Here is a 19,606-nt window from a genome sequence, read left to right on the forward strand (position 1 = left end):
CGCGGCCAGGTCGTGTGCAAGCCGGGTTCGGTGAAGCCGCACGCCAAGTTCAAGGCCGAGGCCTACATCCTGACCAAGGAAGAGGGCGGCCGCCATACGCCGTTCTTCACCAACTACCGGCCGCAGTTCTACTTCCGCACCACCGACGTGACCGGGATCGTGACGCTGCCCGAGGGCACCGAGATGGTGATGCCGGGCGACAACGTGACCATGGACGTGGCGCTGATCGTGCCGGTGGCCATGGAGGAGAAGCTGCGCTTCGCCATCCGCGAGGGCGGCCGCACCGTCGGTGCCGGCGTCGTCGCCGCCATCAACGATTGAGCTCGAGCAGGACCGGCGCGTCGCGACAGACGACGCGCCGGTCCTGCGCCGTCAGCCGGCGGATGGCCCGTGGTCGTCTCTAGACCACGGGGGTGCGTCAGGGCTCAGGCCATCCGCTTCGATGTGACTCGCGCCGGCCTCCGTCTTGACGGGGTGCCGGCGTTGTTTTGTCTTGTCTCCGCCTTGTCTTGGGGGAGACTCGGATGTTCGGTGATTCCGCGCGGTGGGCCGCGCGATTGCTGGTCCTGATCTGTGCCGGCTCCGTGTTCCTGCCGGTCGGCGCGCGGGCAGACGACCTGAGCGACGGCCGCTTTCGCGACGCGGTGATCAAGCAGATCCGGATCCGTCGACCGGACGTGGCGATCGACCTCAATGCCGATCCGGCGCAGCTCGGCATCGGCACCCAGACGCTCGATCTCACCAATCTCCACCAGCATGTCCGCGGCCTCACCGAGGCCGAGCGCCGGCGGGAGGTCGACGAATTCCTCGGCCTCGCCTTCGCCAAGGCCGGCCCTGCGCCGGAGCCGGCGGATTTCGCGGCGATCAAGGGCCGCCTGCGCGTACAGCTGGTGCCGGATGAGATCCTTCAGCAGAACCCGCAGCTCGCGCATCGCCGGTTCTCCGAGACGCTGCACGTCGTCTACGTGCTCGACGAGTCCAGGCGCTACCAGTACGTCACCCGCGAGATGATCGCCGGCTGGCACGTCGATCCTGCCGTGGTGGAAGCCACGGCGGTGCGGAACCTCGCGGGGGCCTCCAAGGATGTGCCGTTCCAGCTCGTCGTCGCGGACCGCACGCCCGTCGCCGCCCTCGCCAGGGAGGACGACAATTACGCCCTCGCGCGTTTGCTCGTGCCGGACTGGCTCGAGGAGATCAGCAAGGCGCTGAAGGCCGACGGCATCACGCTGACCGGGCCGACCCGCAATCTGCTCATGGCGTGGCCCGCCGACAGTCCTGCGCGGCGCGAGCTGGCCGCAGAGGCCACCACGCAGATGCGCGCCGGCCCCTACGGCCGCAGCGACGAGCTGTTCCGCTTCGACCGGGGCGGGCTCCGGCCCCTGACCGCCGCCGAGCGGGCGGATCACGGCCGGTGATGCGCGGCGATCGGCGGCGAACCTCTTGCAAGCCGCGCCGCGATGAGGCATTGGGCGGTGCGCTAGGAGTGTAGCTCAACTGGTCAGAGCGCCGGTCTCCAAAACCGGAGGTTGCGGGTTCGAGTCCCTCCACTCCTGCCAGACATTCAGCCCGATCCCGCGCGGTGGCCCGGTCGACAAGCCGGGGGAGTTGCGCTAGAGCGGGCGCAATCCGAGATCTGAAGCGACCGTCGGTGCGGGCCCATCCGGGTCCTCGGCGCCGACATTCGCATTCCCGGATGCGGTCTCTGCCTCGGGGCCGAACACGCACAGATACTGGCGCCATGGCATCGAACGAAGCGACCAAGAAGGTGGACCTGGTGCGCGGCGCAGCCCGCGGTCCCGCGAATCCGCCGCCGGCCCGGCCGGCGACGCCGAACCGGGCGCCGCAGAAGCGTGCCACGCCGGGCGAGTTCATCGCGCAGGTTCGCGACGAGGCCCGCAAGGTCACGTGGCCGACCCGCCGGGAGACCACGATCACGACGATCATGGTCTTCGTGATGGTCGTGGCCGCGAGCCTGTTCTTCACGGTCGTGGATCAGGCCCTGCGCTTCCTGGTCGGCCTGATTTTGGGCGTCTGAGTCGGAGGCGTACGAGGGCGGCTCGCCGCCGATCGGGGGGAGACCCCGCGGACTTGTCGGAGTTGAACGGAACCGTGTCGAAGCGCTGGTACATCGTCCACGCCTACTCGAACTTCGAGAACAAGGTCGCCCAGTCCATCAAGGATCAGGCGGCTCAGCGCGGGCTGACCGAGCTGTTCGACGAGGTGATGGTCCCGACCGAGAAGGTCGTGGAGGTCCGCCGCGGCCGGAAGGTCGATGCCGAGCGTAAGTTCTTCCCCGGCTACGTGCTGGTGAAGTGCGACCTCACCGACGAGGTCTACCACCTCATCAAGAACACCCCGAAGGTCACGGGCTTCCTCGGCGCCGACAAGTCGAAGCCGGTTCCGATCCCCGACGCCGAGGCCGAGCGGATCAAGGGCCAGGTCGCCGAGGGTGTCGACCGGCCGAAGCCCTCGATCTCTTTCGAGATCGGCGAGACCGTCCGGGTCGCCGACGGTCCGTTCGCCAGCTTCAACGGCACCGTCGAGGAGATCGACGACGCCCGCTCCCGCCTCAAGGTGGCCGTGTCGATCTTCGGCCGCGCGACGCCGGTGGAGCTCGAATACGCCCAGGTCGAGAAGGCCTGAGCCTCCTGATTTCGGCGGCCCTGAGGCCGCCGCGTCCTTCCGGCCGTCGCTGTGCGGCGGCCGCGAACTTGCCCCATCCTCCTGAGGCTGGGGCATCATCCGCGGGAGATCCGCCCGGCCTCGCCTCCGGGATCCACGGCTCGCACCGCGACCTGCAACCGTCCGACCCGCCGCGCTTCAGGCCGCGTGGGGGCGGATTCTCATTGGGAGCAGTCCCATGGCGAAGAAGATCACGGGCTACGTGAAGCTTCAGGTCCCGGCCGGCGCCGCCAACCCGTCGCCGCCGATCGGTCCCGCGCTCGGTCAGCGCGGCCTCAACATCATGGAATTCTGCAAGGCCTTCAACGCGAAGACCGCGCAGATGGAGAAGGGCACCCCGATCCCGGTGATCATCACCGCGTATCAGGATCGGTCCTTCACCTTCGAGATGAAGCAGCCCCCGGTCACCTTCTTCCTGAAGAAGGCCGTCGGCCTGAAGCTCGGCAAGAAGCCGGCCTCCGGTTCCAAGACCCCGGGCAAGGGCCCGACCGTCGGCAAGATCTCCGAGGCGCAGCTGCGCGAGATCGCCGAGAAGAAGATGCCCGACCTCAACTGCGACTCGATCGAGTCGGCCGTTGCCATGATCCGCGGCTCCGCCCGGGCCATGGGCCTCGAAGTGACGGCCTGAGGGAGGATAGCATGGCTAAGGAAGGCAAGCGCATCCGCGCCGCCCGCGAGGGCATCGAGGTCACCAAGCTCTATCCCCTCGACGAGGCGATCAAGCTGGTGAAGGAGCGGGCGACCGCGAAGTTCGACGAGACCGTCGAGGTCTCCATGAACCTCGGCGTCGATCCCCGCCACGCCGACCAGATGGTCCGCGGCGTCTGCAACCTGCCGAACGGCTCCGGCCGGACGGTGCGCGTGGCGGTCTTCGCCCGCGGCGCCAAGGCGGACGACGCCAAGGCCGCCGGTGCCGACATCGTCGGCGCCGAGGACCTGCTGGAGATCGTGCAGAGCGGCAAGATCGAGTTCGATCGCTGCATCGCGACCCCGGACATGATGCCGCTGGTCGGCCGTCTCGGTAAGGTGCTGGGCCCGCGCGGCCTGATGCCGAACCCGAAGGTCGGCACCGTCACCATGGACGTGAAGGGCGCCGTCGCCGGCGCCAAGGGCGGCTCGGTGGAGTTCCGCGTCGAGAAGGCCGGCATCGTCCATGCCGGCGTCGGCAAGGTCTCGTTCGATGCCGACAAGCTCGTCGAGAACATCAAGGCCTTCGCGGACGCCGTCGCCAAGGCGAAGCCCGCGGGCGCCAAGGGCACCTACGTCCAGCGCATCGCCGTCACCTCGACGATGGGCCCGGGCGTGAAGGTCGAGCCGAACACGGTTCTGACCGCCTGAGGCAAGGCATAGCGTCTACGCTGAAGAGCGCCCGGCCGGAAACGGCCGGGCGTTTTCCGTTGCCGGCATGCGGACGGAGCCGCCGTCCCGCCGCGACAGTCGGGCGAGCCGCCGGAACGGCACGCTCGACGCGGGCTCGGCGACCGATCCGGCGCATCGCGTGGGTACCTTGCCGGGAAACGCCCCGGATTACGGCGTGACCATGCTAGTCCCGTCCGAGGCCCGTCGGCGGATCTGATCGGCGGGGCCGAATCGCGGCGATTCTCGTGCTGGATCCCGGGTCGCATATCGCTGACGCGCCCTGTGCCCGGGAAGGGCCGGTGAGAAATAAACCCGTACCCCTTTTCCGGACGGGTGAAGCGGATCCTGATCCGGGACCCGGCACGCGACAGGCCGCGACAGCGGCGCCGTTCTCCTTCACGCCATTCTTAACGGCAGAGGGGGCGCCAACGCGCGCGGCTGTGCTAGATAGGCCGACATGCGATGCACCCTGACGGTCACCTCCAAGCGACGCATCCTGTGCGTCTTTCCCGCCTACACGCCGTCCTTCGGGACGTTCTCCCACGCCTACCCGCTGATGGGCGGGGTGAAGGCGTTCATGCCGCCGCAGGGGCTGCTGCTGATCGCGGCCTACATGCCGGAGGCGTGGGAATGCAGATTCATCGATGAGAATATCCGCCGCGCGAGCCCGGCCGAGTTCGCCTGGGCCGACGCGGTGTTCGTTTCCGGCATGCACATCCAGGAACCGCAGATCCACGACATCCGCGACCGTGCCCGGGCCGCCGGCAAGGTCACGGTCCTGGGCGGTCCCTCGGTCTCCGGCGCGCCGGAGAAATACGGCGACTTCGACTATCTCCATGTCGGCGAGATCGGCGACGCCACCGACCAGCTCGTCGCACGCCTCGACGCCGATGTCGCGCCCCCGCCCGCCCAGGTGGTGCTGGAGACGAAGGACCGGCTCGCGCTCGCCGACTTCCCGGCCCCGGCCTACGACCACGCACCGCTCAAGCGCTATCTGATCGGCTCGCTGCAATTCTCCTCGGGCTGCCCCTATCGCTGCGAGTTCTGCGACATCCCGCAGCTCTATGGCCGCCAGCCGCGGCTCAAGAGCCCCGAGCAGATGTGCGCCGAGCTCGACGCCATCATCAGCCAGCCCGGCCATCCGGCCGTCGTGTACTTCGTCGACGACAATTTCATCGCCAACCGCAAGGCGACCCGCGAGATGCTGCCGCACCTCGTGGCGTGGCAGAAGAAGAACAACTACCCGCTTCAGTTCGCCTGCGAGGCGACGCTGAACATGGCCAAGCAGCCCGAGATCCTCGAGCTGATGCGGCAGGCGAACTTCATGACGGTGTTCGTCGGCATCGAGACCCCGGAGGCCGAGGCCCTCAAGGGCATCGACAAGACCCACAACGCCGCCGTCCCGATGTACGAGGCGATCGAGACCCTCAATTCCTACGGGCTGGAGGTGACCTCGGGCATTATCCTGGGCCTCGATTCCGACACCGACAAATCCGAGCAGAACCTGATCGACTTCATCGACCGCTCGGCCATTCCCGTGCTGACCATCAACCTGCTCCAGGCCCTGCCCAAGACCCCACTCTGGGACCGGCTGGAACGCGAGGGCCGGCTCGTCCACGATGCGGCATTGGAATCGAACGTGCTGTTCAAGCGCCCGCACGACACCGTGGTGGGCAGCTGGCGCCGGGCCATCGCGCACGCCTATACGCCGGAGAAGATCTTCGAGCGCTTCAAGCACCAATGCGCGGTGACCTACCCGAACCGCATCACCACGCCGACCGCCGGCAAGCTGACCTTCACCAATCTCCGCCGGGGCCTGATCCTGGGGTTCAACATCATCACCCGGGTCGGGATCTTTTCCGATTACCGCAAGCCGTTCTGGAGTGCGGCCGGCTACGCGCTGAAGCGCGGGCAGATCGAGGCGGTGTTCAACATGGGCTTCGTGGCCCACCACCTGATCCGCTTCACCCGCGAGGCCCTGCGCGGCGAGCACAACGCCTCCTTCTACGCCGCCAAGGCCGCGGAGGCGAAGGCGGCCCGCGACCGGAGCTGGTGGGAATCGGCCCGGCGCAGGCTGGCGCCGGAACGCGAGGCCGCGTGAGGCGGGTTGCCGGCCAGGCCCGGACATTCCGCAGCAAGTCCTTGCCTGCGGCGGAAAAGTCGCGCTTCAGCCCTTGGCAGGCGGCTTGCTAGGCTCTATACACCGCGCCTCACGCATTTCATCCTCACGGAAGGAGACGGCCGATCGGCCGGTTTCCGCTCGAAATGTCGCCCGGGCAACCGGGTGGCAAAGGCCGGACGGATCCCAGGGGCGACGAGCCCCGCGGAGCCTTGTCCGGCCATGTCCTGTCCGAGACTGCAGGTGCCGGCTCGCCGGCTTAATCCCCAAGCCTGCACAGACGGGGAAGACCGAATTCGAAAAGCCTCGCCCAGGCCTCGGCCGCGGAGGGGTGTCGGTTTGAACCAACTCGCCCGAGGCGGCCTCCAGGGGCACGCGCGGGGACAGGGCCGCGAAGCGTCGTTCGGACGTTCCCGGTCTCTTGGCCGAGATGACGTCCGGGCGGCATGTGCAACCGGCGGACCCGAGATCGGGTTCCGCCAACCGGAGAGAGCCCAGTGGACCGGACAGCTAAAGCTGATCTCGTCTCGACGCTCAACGGCGTGTTCAGTGAGAGCGCCGTTGTCGTCGTGGCCCACTACAAGGGCCTCACGGTCGCCGACATGCAGAAGCTGCGTTCGCAGATGAAGCAGGCTGGCGCCACCGTGAAGGTCGCCAAGAACAGCCTCGCCGGCATCGCACTCGATGGCACGGACGTCGCCTCCATCAAGCCGCTCCTGAAGGGCCCGACCCTGCTCGCCTATTCCGGCGACCCGGTCGCAGCCGCGAAGGTCGCGGTCGATTTCGCCAAGGCCAACGACAAGCTCGTGATCCTCGGCGGCGCGATGGGGAAGACCGCCCTGAACCCGGACGGCGTGAAGGCCCTCGCCTCGCTCCCGTCCCTCGACGAACTGCGCGCCAAGATCGTGGGCCTCGTGCAGGCTCCCGCGACGAAGATCGCTCAGGTCGTCAACGCGCCGGCGGCCAAGCTCGCCCGCGTGTTCGGGGCTTATGCCAAGAAGGACGAGGCCGCCTGAGGCCCTTCAAAAACCATCCGTTCGAACCGATATTGAGAGGAATTCAAAATGGCTGATCTCGCCAAGCTCGTCGACGACCTGTCCTCGCTGACCGTGCTCGAGGCCGCTGACCTGGCCAAGATGCTCGAAGAGAAGTGGGGCGTCTCGGCCGCAGCTGCCGTCGCCGTTGCCGCCGGCCCGGCTGCCGGTGGCGCTGCCGCCGCCGTCGAGGAGCAGACCGAGTTTACGGTCGTCCTGGCCTCCGCCGGCGACAAGAAGATCGAGGTCATCAAGGAGGTCCGCGCGATCACCGGCCTCGGCCTTAAGGAAGCCAAGGACCTCGTCGAGGGCGCGCCGAAGCCGGTCAAGGAAGGCGTTGCCAAGGACGAGGCCGAGAAGCTCAAGGCTCAGCTCGAGAAGGCCGGCGCCAAGATCGAGCTCAAGTAAGTCGACGATGGGCCGGTCCCGGCCCATCACCCCACGGAGGTCCGCTTCGGGCCTGTCGTGACCGGAGCCCGCGGGTGCAACACCCGCGGGCTTTAGGCCGCTTCGGCGGATGGTCCCGGAAGGGACCGGCGAGAAGTTTCGGTTCGGTGGCGCTGCCCGGCGGGGCGCGCGTCGCGGCCCGGTGCGGGAGGTCCCTTTCGGGAACGCTTCCCCGGGCGAGAGGTACGCGGGTAGGAGCGAGGTCACATGGCCAACACGCTGGTCGGTCGCAAGCGCATTCGGAAGTTCTTCGGCAAGATCAAGGAAGTTGCCGAGATGCCGAACCTCATCGAGGTTCAGAAGGCGTCCTACGACCAGTTCCTGATGGTCGACGAGCCCGAGGGTGGGCGCGCCGACGAGGGGCTGCAGAGCGTGTTCAAGTCGGTGTTCCCGATTTCCGACTTCGCCTCCACGGCCCTGCTCGAGTTCGTGCGCTACACCTTCGAGGCGCCCAAGTACGATGTCGACGAGTGCCGCCAGCGCGGCATCACCTTCGCGGCCCCGCTGAAGGTCACGCTGCGCCTCATCGTGTTCGATGTCGATCCCGACACGCAGGCGAAGTCGGTCAAGGACATCAAGGAGCAGGACGTCTACATGGGCGACATGCCCCTGATGACGGAGAACGGCACCTTCATCGTCAACGGCACCGAGCGCGTGATCGTCTCGCAGATGCACCGCTCGCCGGGCGTGTTCTTCGACCACGACAAGGGCAAGACCCATTCCTCGGGCAAGCTCCTGTTCGCCGCACGCATCATCCCGTACCGGGGCTCCTGGCTCGACGTCGAGTTCGACGCCAAGGACATCGTCCACGTCCGCATCGACCGGAAGCGCAAGCTGCCGGCGACGTCGCTGCTCTATGCCCTCGGCCTCGACGGCGAGGAGATCCTGTCGACCTTCTACAACAAGGTCGTCTATGACCGCGACGGCGCCGACTGGCGCGTGCCGTTCGACGCCGAGCGCATGAAGGGCATGAAGGCCACCGTCGACCTGATCGACGCCGATTCCGGCGAGGTCGTGCTCGAGGCCGGCAAGAAGCTCAACGCCCGCAACGCCCGTCAGATCACCGACAAGGGCACCAAGTTCCTCAAGGCCACCGACGAGGATCTCGTCGGCCAGTACGTGGCCGAGGATCTCGTCAACGCGCAGACCGGCGAGATCTGGGCCGAGGCCGGCGAGGAGATCACCGACAAGCTCCTGAAGAGCCTGGATGATGTCGGCATCACCGAGCTCCCGGTGCTCGACATCGACCACGTCAATGTCGGCCCCTACATTCGCAACACGCTGGCGGTGGACAAGAACTCCGACCGCGAGGGCGCGCTGTTCGACATCTACCGGGTCATGCGCCCGGGCGAGCCGCCGACCCTCGAGACCGCCGAGGCGATGTTCCACTCGCTGTTCTTCGACTCCGAGCGGTACGATCTCTCGGCCGTCGGCCGCGTGAAGATGAACATGCGCCTCGACCTCGACGCCGCCGACACCGTGCGCACCCTCCGCAAGGAGGACATGCTCGCGGTGGTGAAGGCGCTCGTGGAGCTGCGCGACGGCAAGGGCGAGGTCGACGACATCGACCACCTCGGCAACCGCCGCGTCCGCTCGGTGGGCGAGCTCATGGAGAACCAGTACCGCCTGGGCCTCCTGCGCATGGAGCGCGCGATCCGCGAGCGCATGAGCCAGGTCGATATCGACACGGTCATGCCGCAGGATCTCATCAACGCGAAGCCCGCCGCCGCGGCCGTGCGCGAGTTCTTCGGCTCGTCGCAGCTCTCGCAGTTCATGGACCAGACCAACCCGCTCTCCGAGGTGACGCACAAGCGCCGCCTGTCGGCGCTCGGCCCGGGCGGTCTGACCCGCGAGCGCGCCGGCTTCGAGGTGCGCGACGTGCACCCGACCCATTACGGCCGCATCTGCCCGATCGAGACGCCGGAAGGCCCGAACATCGGCCTGATCAACTCGCTCGCCACCTTCGCGCGGGTGAACAAGTACGGCTTCATCGAGACCCCGTTCCGCCGCGTCCGCGACGGCGTGGTCACCGACGAGGTCGCCTACCTCTCGGCCATGGAGGAGGCGAAGTACTACGTCGCTCAGGCCAACGCCCAGATGGACGAGGCCCGCAAGCTCACGGAGGACCTCGTGGTCTGCCGTCGGGCCGGCGAGGTGATCGTCGTGGGGCCCGAGCGCGTCGATCTCATGGACGTGTCGCCGAAGCAGCTCGTCTCGGTCGCCGCGGCGCTGATCCCGTTCCTTGAGAACGACGACGCCAACCGCGCCCTCATGGGCTCGAACATGCAGCGCCAGGCGGTGCCGCTCGTCCGCGCCGACGCCCCGTTCGTGGGCACCGGCATGGAGGCGGTGGTCGCCCGGGATTCCGGCGCCGCCATCGCGGCCCGCCGGGCCGGCATCATCGATCAGGTGGACGCCACCCGTATCGTCATCCGCGCCACCGAGGAGGCCGACGCCAACAAGCCCGGCGTCGACATCTACCGCTTGCAGAAGTTCCAGCGCTCCAACCAGTCGACCTGCATCACGCAGAAGCCGCTGGTCCGCGTCGGCGAGTTCGTGAAGAAGGGCGAGATAATCGCCGACGGTCCTTCGACCGAGTTCGGCGAGCTGGCGCTCGGTCGGAACGTGCTCGTCGCGTTCATGCCGTGGAACGGCTACAACTTCGAGGACTCGATCCTGCTTTCCGAGCGGATCGTGAAGGATGACGTGTTCACCTCGATCCACATCGAGGAGTTCGAGGTGATGGCCCGCGACACCAAGCTCGGGCCGGAGGAGATCACCCGCGACATCCCGAACGTCTCCGAGGAGGCGCTCAAGAACCTCGACGAGGCCGGCATCGTCTACATCGGTGCCGAGGTGAATGCGGGCGACATCCTCGTCGGCAAGATCACCCCGAAGGGCGAGAGCCCGATGACGCCGGAGGAGAAGCTCCTCCGCGCCATCTTCGGCGAGAAGGCCTCGGACGTGCGCGACACCTCCCTGCGGGTGCCGCCGGGCGTCACCGGCACGATCGTCGAGGTGCGGGTGTTCAATCGGCATGGCGTCGACAAGGACGAGCGCGCCCAGGCGATCGAGCGGGAGGAGATCGAGCGGCTCGCCAAGGACCGCGACGACGAGCAGGCGATCCTCGACCGCAACACCTACGCGCGCCTCGCGGACGTGCTGATCGGTCAGGCGCCGGTGGCCGGCCCGAAGGGCTTCCGGAAGGACACCACGCTCACCCGCGAGCTGATCAACGACTACCCGCGCTCGCAATGGTGGCAGTTCGCCGTCATCGAAGACCGTCTCATGACCGAGATGGAGGCGATGCAGAAGCAGTACGACGAGTCGAAGAAGCGCCTCGAGCAGCGCTTCCTCGACAAGGTCGAGAAGCTGCAGCGCGGCGACGAGCTGCCCCCCGGCGTCATGAAGATGGTCAAGGTCTTCGTGGCGGTGAAGCGCAAGATCCAGCCGGGCGACAAGATGGCCGGCCGTCACGGCAACAAGGGTGTCGTGTCGCGGATCGTGCCGATCGAGGACATGCCGTTCCTGGAGGACGGGACGCATGCCGACATCGTGCTCAACCCGCTGGGCGTGCCGTCGCGCATGAACGTCGGCCAGATCCTGGAGACGCACCTGGGCTGGGCGGCTGCGGGCCTGGGTCGCAAGGTGTCGAAGGCGGTGGATGCCTATCTGAAGTCGCAGGACATCGCGCCGCTGCGGGAGGAGATGACGGCGATCTACTCCCCGGGCGAGCTCGACGGGCTGACGGACGAGGAGCTGGCCGAGGCCGGCAACAACGTCCGCCGTGGCGTGCCGATGGCCACGCCGGTGTTCAACGGCGCCAAGGAAGCCGACATCGAGCAGATGCTGGAGATGGCCGGGCTGGACCGCTCGGCGCAGTCGACGCTCTACGACGGGCGGACCGGCGAGCCCTTCGACCGCAAGGTCACGATGGGCTACATCTACATGCTGAAGCTCCACCACCTCGTGGACGACAAGATCCACGCGCGCTCGATCGGCCCGTACTCGCTCGTCACCCAGCAGCCGCTGGGCGGCAAGGCGCAGTTCGGCGGCCAGCGCTTCGGTGAGATGGAGGTCTGGGCGCTGGAGGCCTACGGCGCGGCCTACACGCTGCAGGAGATGCTCACGGTGAAGTCGGACGACGTGGCCGGCCGCACTAAGGTCTACGAGGCGATCGTCCGCGGCGACGACACCTTCGAGGCCGGCATCCCCGAGAGCTTCAACGTGCTCGTCAAGGAGATGCGCTCGCTCGGCCTCAACGTCGAGCTGACGTCTTCGAAGAAGGCCGCGAACGATCAGCTGGAGCCGCCGGCCGACGCGGCCGAGTAGAGCCAGTCACAAACACCTCCCGTGGCGGCGGATCCCGCCGCCACGGTCGAGCGGGGAGGGGAGGGGCCTTCCGGGTTCGACGACGGTGAGCAGCGCCCGTGCGGGGTGCGGCGCCGGATCTTTTTCAAGACGCGGTGGCCCGGCGCGGGGCTGCCGGCGTCAACAAGGAGCGGATCATGAACCAAGAGGTCATGAACCTTTTCAACCAGCAGGCCACGCCGGTCAGCTTCGATCAGATCAAGATCTCGATCTCGTCCCCGGAGAAGATCCTCTCCTGGTCGTACGGCGAGATCAAGAAGCCCGAGACCATCAACTACCGGACCTTCAAGCCCGAGCGCGACGGCCTGTTCTGCGCGCGCATCTTCGGGCCGATCAAGGACTACGAGTGCTTGTGCGGCAAGTACAAGCGCATGAAGTACAAGGGCGTCATCTGTGAGAAGTGCGGCGTCGAGGTCACCCTCGCGCGCGTCCGGCGCGATCGCATGGGCCACATCGAGCTGGCCGCCCCCGTCGCGCATATCTGGTTTCTGAAGTCGCTGCCCTCGCGCATCGGCCTGCTGCTCGACATGGCCCTCAAGGACCTCGAGCGGATCCTGTACTTCGAGTCGTACTGCGTCATCGAGCCGGGCCTCACCCCCCTGAAGGAGCGTCAGCTCCTGTCGGAGGAGGAGTACCTGCGCGCCCAGGAGGAGTACGGCGAGGACAGCTTCACCGCCATGATCGGCGCCGAGGCCATCCGGCGCATCCTGCAGGAACTCGACCTCGACAAGATCGCCAACGATCTGCGCGAGGAGATCGCGGTCACGACGTCGGAGCTGAAGCCCAAGAAGCTCCTGAAGCGGCTCAAGATCATCGAGGCCTTCCAGATGTCCGGCAACAAGCCGGAATGGATGATCCTCACGGTCGTCCCGGTGATCCCGCCGGACCTGCGCCCGCTGGTCCCGCTGGACGGCGGCCGCTTCGCGACCTCCGACCTCAACGACCTGTACCGCCGCGTCATCAACCGCAACAACCGCCTGAAGCGGCTGATCGAGCTGCGCGCGCCCGACATCATCATCCGCAACGAGAAGCGGATGCTGCAGGAGGCGGTCGACGCCCTGTTCGACAACGGCCGCCGCGGCCGCGTCATCACGGGCGCCAACAAGCGTCCGCTGAAGTCGCTCGCCGACATGCTGAAGGGCAAGCAGGGCCGGTTCCGCCAGAACCTGCTCGGCAAGCGCGTCGATTATTCGGGCCGCTCGGTCATCGTGGTCGGCCCGGAGCTGAAGCTGCACCAGTGCGGCCTGCCCAAGAAGATGGCTTTGGAGCTGTTCAAGCCGTTCATCTACGCGCGCCTCGACGCCAAGGGCTTCTCAGCCACCGTCAAGCAGGCGAAGAAGCTGGTCGAAAAGGAGAAGCCGGAGGTCTGGGACATCCTCGATGAGGTGATCCGCGAGCACCCGGTGATGCTGAACCGCGCGCCGACGCTGCACCGCCTCGGCATCCAGGCCTTCGAGCCGAAGCTGATCGAGGGCAAGGCGATCCAGCTGCACCCGCTGGTCTGCGCCGCGTTCAACGCCGATTTCGACGGCGACCAGATGGCCGTGCACGTCCCGCTGTCGCTCGAGGCGCAGCTGGAAGCGCGCGTCCTCATGATGTCGACCAACAACATCCTGCACCCGGCCAATGGCCAGCCGATCATCGTGCCGTCGCAGGACATCGTGCTCGGCCTCTACTACCTGTCGATCGTGGCCGAGGGCATGCCGGGCGAGTTCAAGGCGGACAACGCCAAGAACCCGATGCAGGGCGTCTACGGCGACATGGGCGAGCTGGAGCACGCCCTGGCCGCCAAGGCCGTGTCGCTGCACACCAAGATCAAGTGGCGCTGGACCGGCATCGGCCCGGACAATCAGCCACTGACCAAGACCTACGAGACCACGCCCGGCCGGGTGATCCTGTCCGGTGCCCTGCCGAAGCACGCCAAGGTGCCCTTCGAGGTCGTCAACAAGTTGATGACCAAGAAGGAGATCTCGGCGATGATCGACACCGTCTACCGCCACTGCGGTCAGAAGGAGTCGGTGATCTTCTGTGACCGGATCATGGCGCTCGGCTTCAACCACGCGTTCAAGGCCGGCATCTCGTTCGGCAAGGACGACATGGTCGTGCCGGAGAACAAGTGGTCGATCGTCGACACGACCCGCGCGCTCGTGAAGGACTACGAGCAGCAGTACAACGACGGCCTGATCACGCAGGGCGAGAAGTACAACAAGGTGGTGGATGCCTGGGCCAAGTGCTCGGACAAGCTGGCCGCCGAGATGATGGGCCGCATCTCCGCGGTCCAGAAGGACGAGCACGGCGCCGACAAGCAGATCAACTCGATCTACATGATGAGCCACTCCGGCGCCCGTGGTTCGCCCGCCCAGATGAAGCAGCTCGCGGCGATGCGCGGCCTCATGGCCAAGCCGTCGGGCGAGATCATCGAGACCCCGATCATCTCGAACTTCAAGGAAGGCCTGGACGTTCTGGAGTATTTCAACTCCACGCACGGTGCCCGTAAGGGCCTGGCCGACACCGCCCTGAAGACCGCCAACTCCGGCTACCTGACCCGCCGTCTCGTCGACGTGGCGCAGGACGCCGTCATCCGCGAGGTGGATTGCGGCACGACCAACGGCATCAAGATGCGCGCCATCGTGGATGCCGGTCAGGTCGTGGCGACGCTCGCCACCCGCATTCTGGGCCGCGCCACGGCCGAGGATCTCGTGGCCGCGGACGGCACGGTGATCGTCAAGACCGGCGAGACCATCGAGGAGCGGCACCTGCCGGCGATCAACGCCGCCGGCATCCAGGAGGTGAAGATCCGCTCGGTGCTGGTCTGCGCCACCAAGAGCGGCGTCTGCGCCACCTGCTACGGGCGCGACCTCGCCCGCGGCACGCCCGTCAACATGGGCGAGGCCGTCGGCGTCATCGCGGCGCAGTCGATCGGCGAGCCGGGCACGCAGCTCACGATGCGCACCTTCCACATCGGTGGTGCGGCCCAGATCGCCGACTCGTCCTTCATCGAGTCGAGCTTCGAAGGCACGATCAAGATCCGCAACCGCGCCGTCGCCAAGAACACGGACGGGGACCTGATCGCCACCGGCCGCAACGTGGCGGTCGTGATCGTGGGGTCGGACGGCGTCGAGCGGGCGGTCCACCGCCTGCAATACGGCGCCAAGCTCCGGGTCGACGAGGGTGACAAGATCAAGCGCGGGCAGCGGATCGCCGAGTGGGATCCCTACACCCGTCCGATCCTCACCGAAGTCGACGGCCTCGTGGCCTACGAGGATCTGGTCGACGGCCAGTCCATGACCGAGACCACCGACGAGTCGACCGGCATCGCCAAGCGCGTCGTCGTCGACTGGCGCGGCTCGGCCCGGACCTCGGACCTGAAGCCCGCGATGGTCGTGGTCGACCGGGAGGGCAAGGCGCTCAAGCTGCCGCGCGGCTCGGACGCCCGCTACTTCCTGCCGGTCGACGCCATCATCGGCTTCGATCCGGGCGCGACGGTCAAGGCCGGCGACATCCTGGCCCGCGTCTCGACCGACTCGGCCAAGACCCGCGACATCACCGGCGGTCTGCCGCGGGTGGCGGAGCTGTTCGAGGCACGGCGCCCGAAGGACGCGGCGATCATCGCCGAGAAGTCGGGCACCATCGCGTTCGGCCGCGACTACAAGAACAAGCGTCGGCTCACGCTGACGCCGCATGACGGCTCGGAGGCGGTCGAGTACCTGATCCCGAAGGGCAAGCACATCCACCTGCAGGACGGGGACGTGGTGGAGCTCGGCGACTACATCGTCGACGGAAACCCGGCTCCGCACGACATCCTGGCGATCAAGGGCGTCGAGGAACTCGCCGCCTACCTCGTCAACGAGATCCAGGAGGTCTACCGGCTGCAGGGCGTGTCGATCAACGACAAGCACATCGAGGTGATCGTCCGTCAGATGCTGCAGAAGGTCGAGGTGACCGATGGCGGCGACTCGGACATCCTCTCGGGCGACCAGATCGACCGGACGGAGCTGACCGAGTTCAACGAGAAGCTGCTCGCCGAGGGCAAGAAGCCGATCCAGGGCGTTCCGGTCCTGCTCGGCATCACCAAGGCGTCGCTGCAGACGAAGTCGTTCATCTCGGCGGCCTCGTTCCAGGAGACCACCCGCGTCCTCACCGAGGCGGCGGTCAACGGCAAGGTCGACACCCTGGAAGGCCTGAAGGAGAACGTGATCGTCGGATCGCTGATCCCGGCCGGCACCGGGTCGATGGTGGCGGACATCCGCTCCATCGCCCGCCGCCGCGACGCGATGATCCTGCAGCAGAAGCAGACCGAGAGCGGCGCGATGCCGGTCGAGGAGCTTCCGCCCGCCGCCGAATAAGGCGACAGGCAGGATTGACAGAGACAAGGGCGGCCTTCGGGCCGCCCTTTTTCGTGGCCGCTCTCCAAACCGGGACGCCGGCACGGCGACCGACTTAACCGAGGCTCAACCATGCCGCGCGATAAATCCTGAGCGGCCCCAGAAACACCCTGGAAACGGGGAGGATCGGGCCGGTTCGGGTGCGTGAGTGCGGGTCTGGCGTCGTGGGCACGAGACGAGGACGGGAATCGAGCCTGCGCTGGCTCTCGGCGGCGATGACGCCCTGGATGGTCGGGCTCGGCCTGCTGGTGTCGTTCACGGCCGATGCCGGCACGGAGAACGCCATCGGGGCGAGCCGGCTCGGGGTGATCGATGCCGAGACCGTTCCGCCCCTGCCGCCCGGCACCCTGCTGATCGGATCTGCCCTGCGCCGCCTCGGTGACGAGCCGCCCCAGACAGTGTTCAAGACCGGTGCGCACGTCTTCCCGGTGGTGCAGCGGGGCGGCAAGGGCAACCCCACCCGGCCGCCGGCCGAGAGCTTCGCCCGCCGGGCCGCCAACCTGCGGGAACCCGGCGGCGCCCTGGTGTTCGGCGACGTCACCGGCAGCGTCACCGGCGTGCTGACGCAGGGGGCTGCGGTCTGGGATCCGGATTCCGAGCCGGAGGCCGGTTTCGTCCCCGTGCCCGATCTCGGCCTGACCACCGGCGCCGGCACGGCCGCCTCCACGGGCGAAGGCACGGCCGACCTCACCGCGGATGGCGGGCCCGAGCGCTTCGACGGCTCGACCCCGCCGGTGCCCCGTGCCATCGCCCTCTCGTCCACCACGCCGGCGCCCGCGGACGCGATCCCCGTGGAGATCGCCGCGGCGAGTCTCGCGCTCCCCGATTTCGCGATCCGCACGGAGCGCCCGGACAGCGCCCAGCCGGTGCCCGAGGATGCGCGCCGGCGCTACGCCGACCTGATCGACCCGAACGCCCTCGACAAGGAGCAGCGCTGCCTCTCCGAGGCGGTCTATTTCGAGGCCCGGAGCGAGCCGGAGGCCGGCCAGGCCGCCGTCGCCCAGGTGGTGCTCAACCGCGTGAAGAGCGGCCTCTACCCGGCGAGCGTCTGCGGCGTCGTCTACCAGAACCGGCACCACTACATGGGCTGCCAGTTCTCCTTCGCCTGCGAGGGCAAGTCCCTGCGCATCACCGATGCCGGCGCCTGGGAATCGGCGACCCGCATCGCCCGCTCGGTGATCGAGGGCCGGACCTACCTCGCCGAGGTCGGTGCCGCGACCCACTACCACGCCGACTACGTCCGTCCGGGCTGGGCGCGCCGCCTGCGAAAGATGGACGTGATCGGCCGGCACATCTTCTACCAGCTCCGGGCGGGTCAGACCTGAGGCGGCTCTGGCCTGACTTCGTAAGAGAGACTGTGGAAAATTCGAACAATGCTACCTAGGTAGGCGACGACTAAGCAGTCGAAACCAAGGGTTAATTTTACCTTCGTTCCCGATAATGCTTGCGCGCCGGGCAACGAGTCTGGCCTCTGGTACGTCGAGACGAGCGCCGCTTGCGCGCCGCTTCTCGTTGTAATGCGTATCAGAGGACTTCCATGACCGCGCCGGTCGCTCGTACCGCTCTCCTGGCCGCCGCCCTCGGCGGCGTTCTCCTTGCCGCACCCGCCCAGGCCGGCGGCTGTTACGGCTCCGAATGCTACCGCCACGTCGTCACGCCGCCGGTCTACGACACCGTGCAGGAGAACGTGCTGGTCCGTCCGCCCCGCACGGTCTACCGGACCACGCCGCCGGTCTACGATACGGTGTCCGAGCGCGTGATGGTCTCGCCGGGTGGCCGCTACTGGCAGACGAGCCGCGGTCCCGGCGGTGAGCTGATCGGCTGCTGGGTCACCACGCCGCCGCGCTTCGCCGTGCGCACGCGGACCGTGCTGGTCCGTCCGGCGCAATCGATCCCCGAGACGATCCCGCCGGAATACGCCAGCGTCAGCCGCCGGGTCCTCGTGGCGCCCGCCCGGGCCGGCTGGGTGCCGGTCGGCGGCGGCTACGGTTACCGGCCGGCCTCTTACGGTGGCCCGCTGGTCGGCTCGATCCCGGACGCCGTCGGCATCACGGGGGCCAGTTCTTCGGATATCGGCGTCGGGCTCGGCTTCTACACGGGCAGCCGGTACGAGGGGTACTGATCCGGCCGCGAAGGCTTGATTCCGGACGTCCCGGCGACACCTCACCGCGCAACACGGGAGGTGACGATGGGGACGTTCAAGGCCTGGGTGGTCGAGAAGAACGAGGCGGGCCAGAGCCTCGCCTTCAAGGACTTCGACGACGCCGACCTGATGGACGGCGACGTCACCGTGCGGGTGACGCACTCGACCCTGAACTACAAGGATGGCCTCGCCCTCACCGGCACGTCGCCGGTGGTGCGCCGCTTCCCGATGATCCCCGGCATCGATTTCTCGGGGATCGTCGAGACGTCGGACCATCCCGAATACAAGCCGGGTGACGCGGTGGTGCTCACCGGCTGGGGTGTCGGCGAGACGCATCTCGGCGCCTACGCCCAGCGCGCCCGGGTGAAGGGCGACTGGCTGGTGCCGCTACCCCAGGGGCTCACGCCCGAGCAGGCCATGGCGGTGGGCACCGCCGGCTACACGGCGATGCTGTGCTGCATGGCCCTCGAGGCCCACGGCGTGACGCCGGAGCACGGCCCGGTCATCGTCACCGGCGCCTCCGGGGGCGTCGGCTCGGTCGCCGTGGCCCTCCTCGCGCGGGCGGGCTGGCACGTCATCGCCTCCACGGGCCGGGACGGCGAATCCGACTACTTGAAGGGCCTCGGCGCTGCCGAGATCCTCGACCGGGCCGAGTTGTCGAAGCCCGGCAAGCCGCTCGGCAAGGAGCGCTGGGCCGCGGGGGTCGATGCGGTCGGCTCCACGACGCTCGCCAATGTGCTGGCCATGACCAAGGCGGACGGCGCCGTCGCCGCCTGCGGGTTGGCGCAGGGCATGGATCTGCCGACCTCGGTGGCGCCGTTCATCCTCCGCGGCGTCTCGCTGCTCGGCATCAACAGCGTCACCACCCCGCAGCCGAAGCGTCGCGAGGCCTGGGCGCGGCTCGCCCGGGATCTCGATCTGGGCAAGCTCGCCGCCATGACGAGCCGTGTCCCCCTGGAGGAAGTCGGCCGGCTCGGCGCTGAGATCCTGGCCGGGAAGGTGCGCGGGCGGATCGTGGTGGAGGTGGATCGGGCGGGCGGTCCTCGCTGATCCTCAGGGGTTTCGG

General features: G+C 67.8%; 14 protein-coding genes and 1 tRNA gene. All 15 read left to right on the forward strand.

The features are described from left to right. On the forward strand, nucleotides 1-321 hold a 321-nt coding region (locus tag GGQ91_RS21040), incomplete at its 5' end, for an EF-Tu C-terminal domain-related protein (RefSeq protein ID WP_455709732.1). 203 nt (nucleotides 322-524) lie between these two features. Further along, nucleotides 525-1,415: a DUF1444 domain-containing protein gene (locus tag GGQ91_RS21045; protein ID WP_182592795.1), complete on the forward strand. Its 891-nt coding sequence runs from the start codon at nucleotides 525-527 to the stop codon at nucleotides 1,413-1,415. Nucleotides 1,416-1,479: 64 nt separating this feature from the next. Further along, nucleotides 1,480-1,556: transfer RNA gene (locus tag GGQ91_RS21050), tRNA-Trp, on the forward strand. A 182-nt stretch (nucleotides 1,557-1,738) separates the two neighbouring features. Then, nucleotides 1,739-2,035, forward strand: a complete 297-nt coding sequence (secE, locus tag GGQ91_RS21055) for a preprotein translocase subunit SecE (RefSeq protein WP_043348282.1) — start codon at nucleotides 1,739-1,741, stop codon at nucleotides 2,033-2,035. Nucleotides 2,036-2,109: 74 nt separating this feature from the next. Continuing rightward, nucleotides 2,110-2,643 carry a transcription termination/antitermination protein NusG gene (gene nusG / locus GGQ91_RS21060; protein ID WP_012320778.1) on the forward strand — a complete coding sequence of 178 codons (534 nt, stop codon included), beginning with the start codon at nucleotides 2,110-2,112 and terminating at the stop codon, nucleotides 2,641-2,643. A gap of 217 nt (nucleotides 2,644-2,860) precedes the next feature. Beyond that, nucleotides 2,861-3,310 carry a 50S ribosomal protein L11 gene (gene rplK / locus GGQ91_RS21065; RefSeq protein ID WP_043348285.1) on the forward strand — a complete coding sequence of 150 codons (450 nt, stop codon included), beginning with the start codon at nucleotides 2,861-2,863 and terminating at the stop codon, nucleotides 3,308-3,310. A gap of 11 nt (nucleotides 3,311-3,321) precedes the next feature. Further along, nucleotides 3,322-4,020, forward strand: coding sequence for a 50S ribosomal protein L1 (rplA, locus tag GGQ91_RS21070; RefSeq protein WP_043348287.1), 699 nt, complete (start codon nucleotides 3,322-3,324; stop codon nucleotides 4,018-4,020). 478 nt (nucleotides 4,021-4,498) lie between these two features. Next, the gene (locus tag GGQ91_RS21075) at nucleotides 4,499-6,142 is read left to right on the forward strand and encodes a B12-binding domain-containing radical SAM protein (protein WP_043348289.1); all 1,644 of its coding nucleotides are present in this window, start codon (nucleotides 4,499-4,501) and stop codon (nucleotides 6,140-6,142) included. A 515-nt stretch (nucleotides 6,143-6,657) separates the two neighbouring features. Further along, complete coding sequence (gene rplJ / locus GGQ91_RS21080) at nucleotides 6,658-7,176, forward strand: 50S ribosomal protein L10 (protein WP_043348291.1); 519 nt, start codon at nucleotides 6,658-6,660, stop codon at nucleotides 7,174-7,176. Nucleotides 7,177-7,224: 48 nt separating this feature from the next. Next, complete coding sequence (gene rplL / locus GGQ91_RS21085; RefSeq protein ID WP_012320773.1) at nucleotides 7,225-7,602, forward strand: 50S ribosomal protein L7/L12; 378 nt, start codon at nucleotides 7,225-7,227, stop codon at nucleotides 7,600-7,602. Nucleotides 7,603-7,848: 246 nt separating this feature from the next. Then, nucleotides 7,849-11,973: a DNA-directed RNA polymerase subunit beta gene (rpoB, locus tag GGQ91_RS21090; protein ID WP_182592796.1), complete on the forward strand. Its 4,125-nt coding sequence runs from the start codon at nucleotides 7,849-7,851 to the stop codon at nucleotides 11,971-11,973. Between the two features lie 176 nt (nucleotides 11,974-12,149). Further along, nucleotides 12,150-16,358, forward strand: coding sequence for a DNA-directed RNA polymerase subunit beta' (gene rpoC, locus GGQ91_RS21095; RefSeq protein ID WP_043385733.1), 4,209 nt, complete (start codon nucleotides 12,150-12,152; stop codon nucleotides 16,356-16,358). Nucleotides 16,359-16,624: 266 nt separating this feature from the next. After that, a complete protein-coding gene (locus tag GGQ91_RS21100) occupies nucleotides 16,625-17,722 on the forward strand; it encodes a cell wall hydrolase (protein WP_043348328.1) in 1,098 nt (365 codons plus the stop codon). A 212-nt stretch (nucleotides 17,723-17,934) separates the two neighbouring features. After that, nucleotides 17,935-18,519, forward strand: coding sequence for a hypothetical protein (locus GGQ91_RS21105; protein WP_043348296.1), 585 nt, complete (start codon nucleotides 17,935-17,937; stop codon nucleotides 18,517-18,519). Nucleotides 18,520-18,585: 66 nt separating this feature from the next. Beyond that, nucleotides 18,586-19,590: an acrylyl-CoA reductase (NADPH) gene (acuI, locus tag GGQ91_RS21110; protein WP_043348299.1), complete on the forward strand. Its 1,005-nt coding sequence runs from the start codon at nucleotides 18,586-18,588 to the stop codon at nucleotides 19,588-19,590. Nucleotides 19,591-19,606: the final 16 nt, after the last annotated feature.

The sequence above is a fragment of the Methylobacterium fujisawaense genome (assembly GCF_014138435.1).
Classification (GTDB): domain Bacteria; phylum Pseudomonadota; class Alphaproteobacteria; order Rhizobiales; family Beijerinckiaceae; genus Methylobacterium; species Methylobacterium fujisawaense.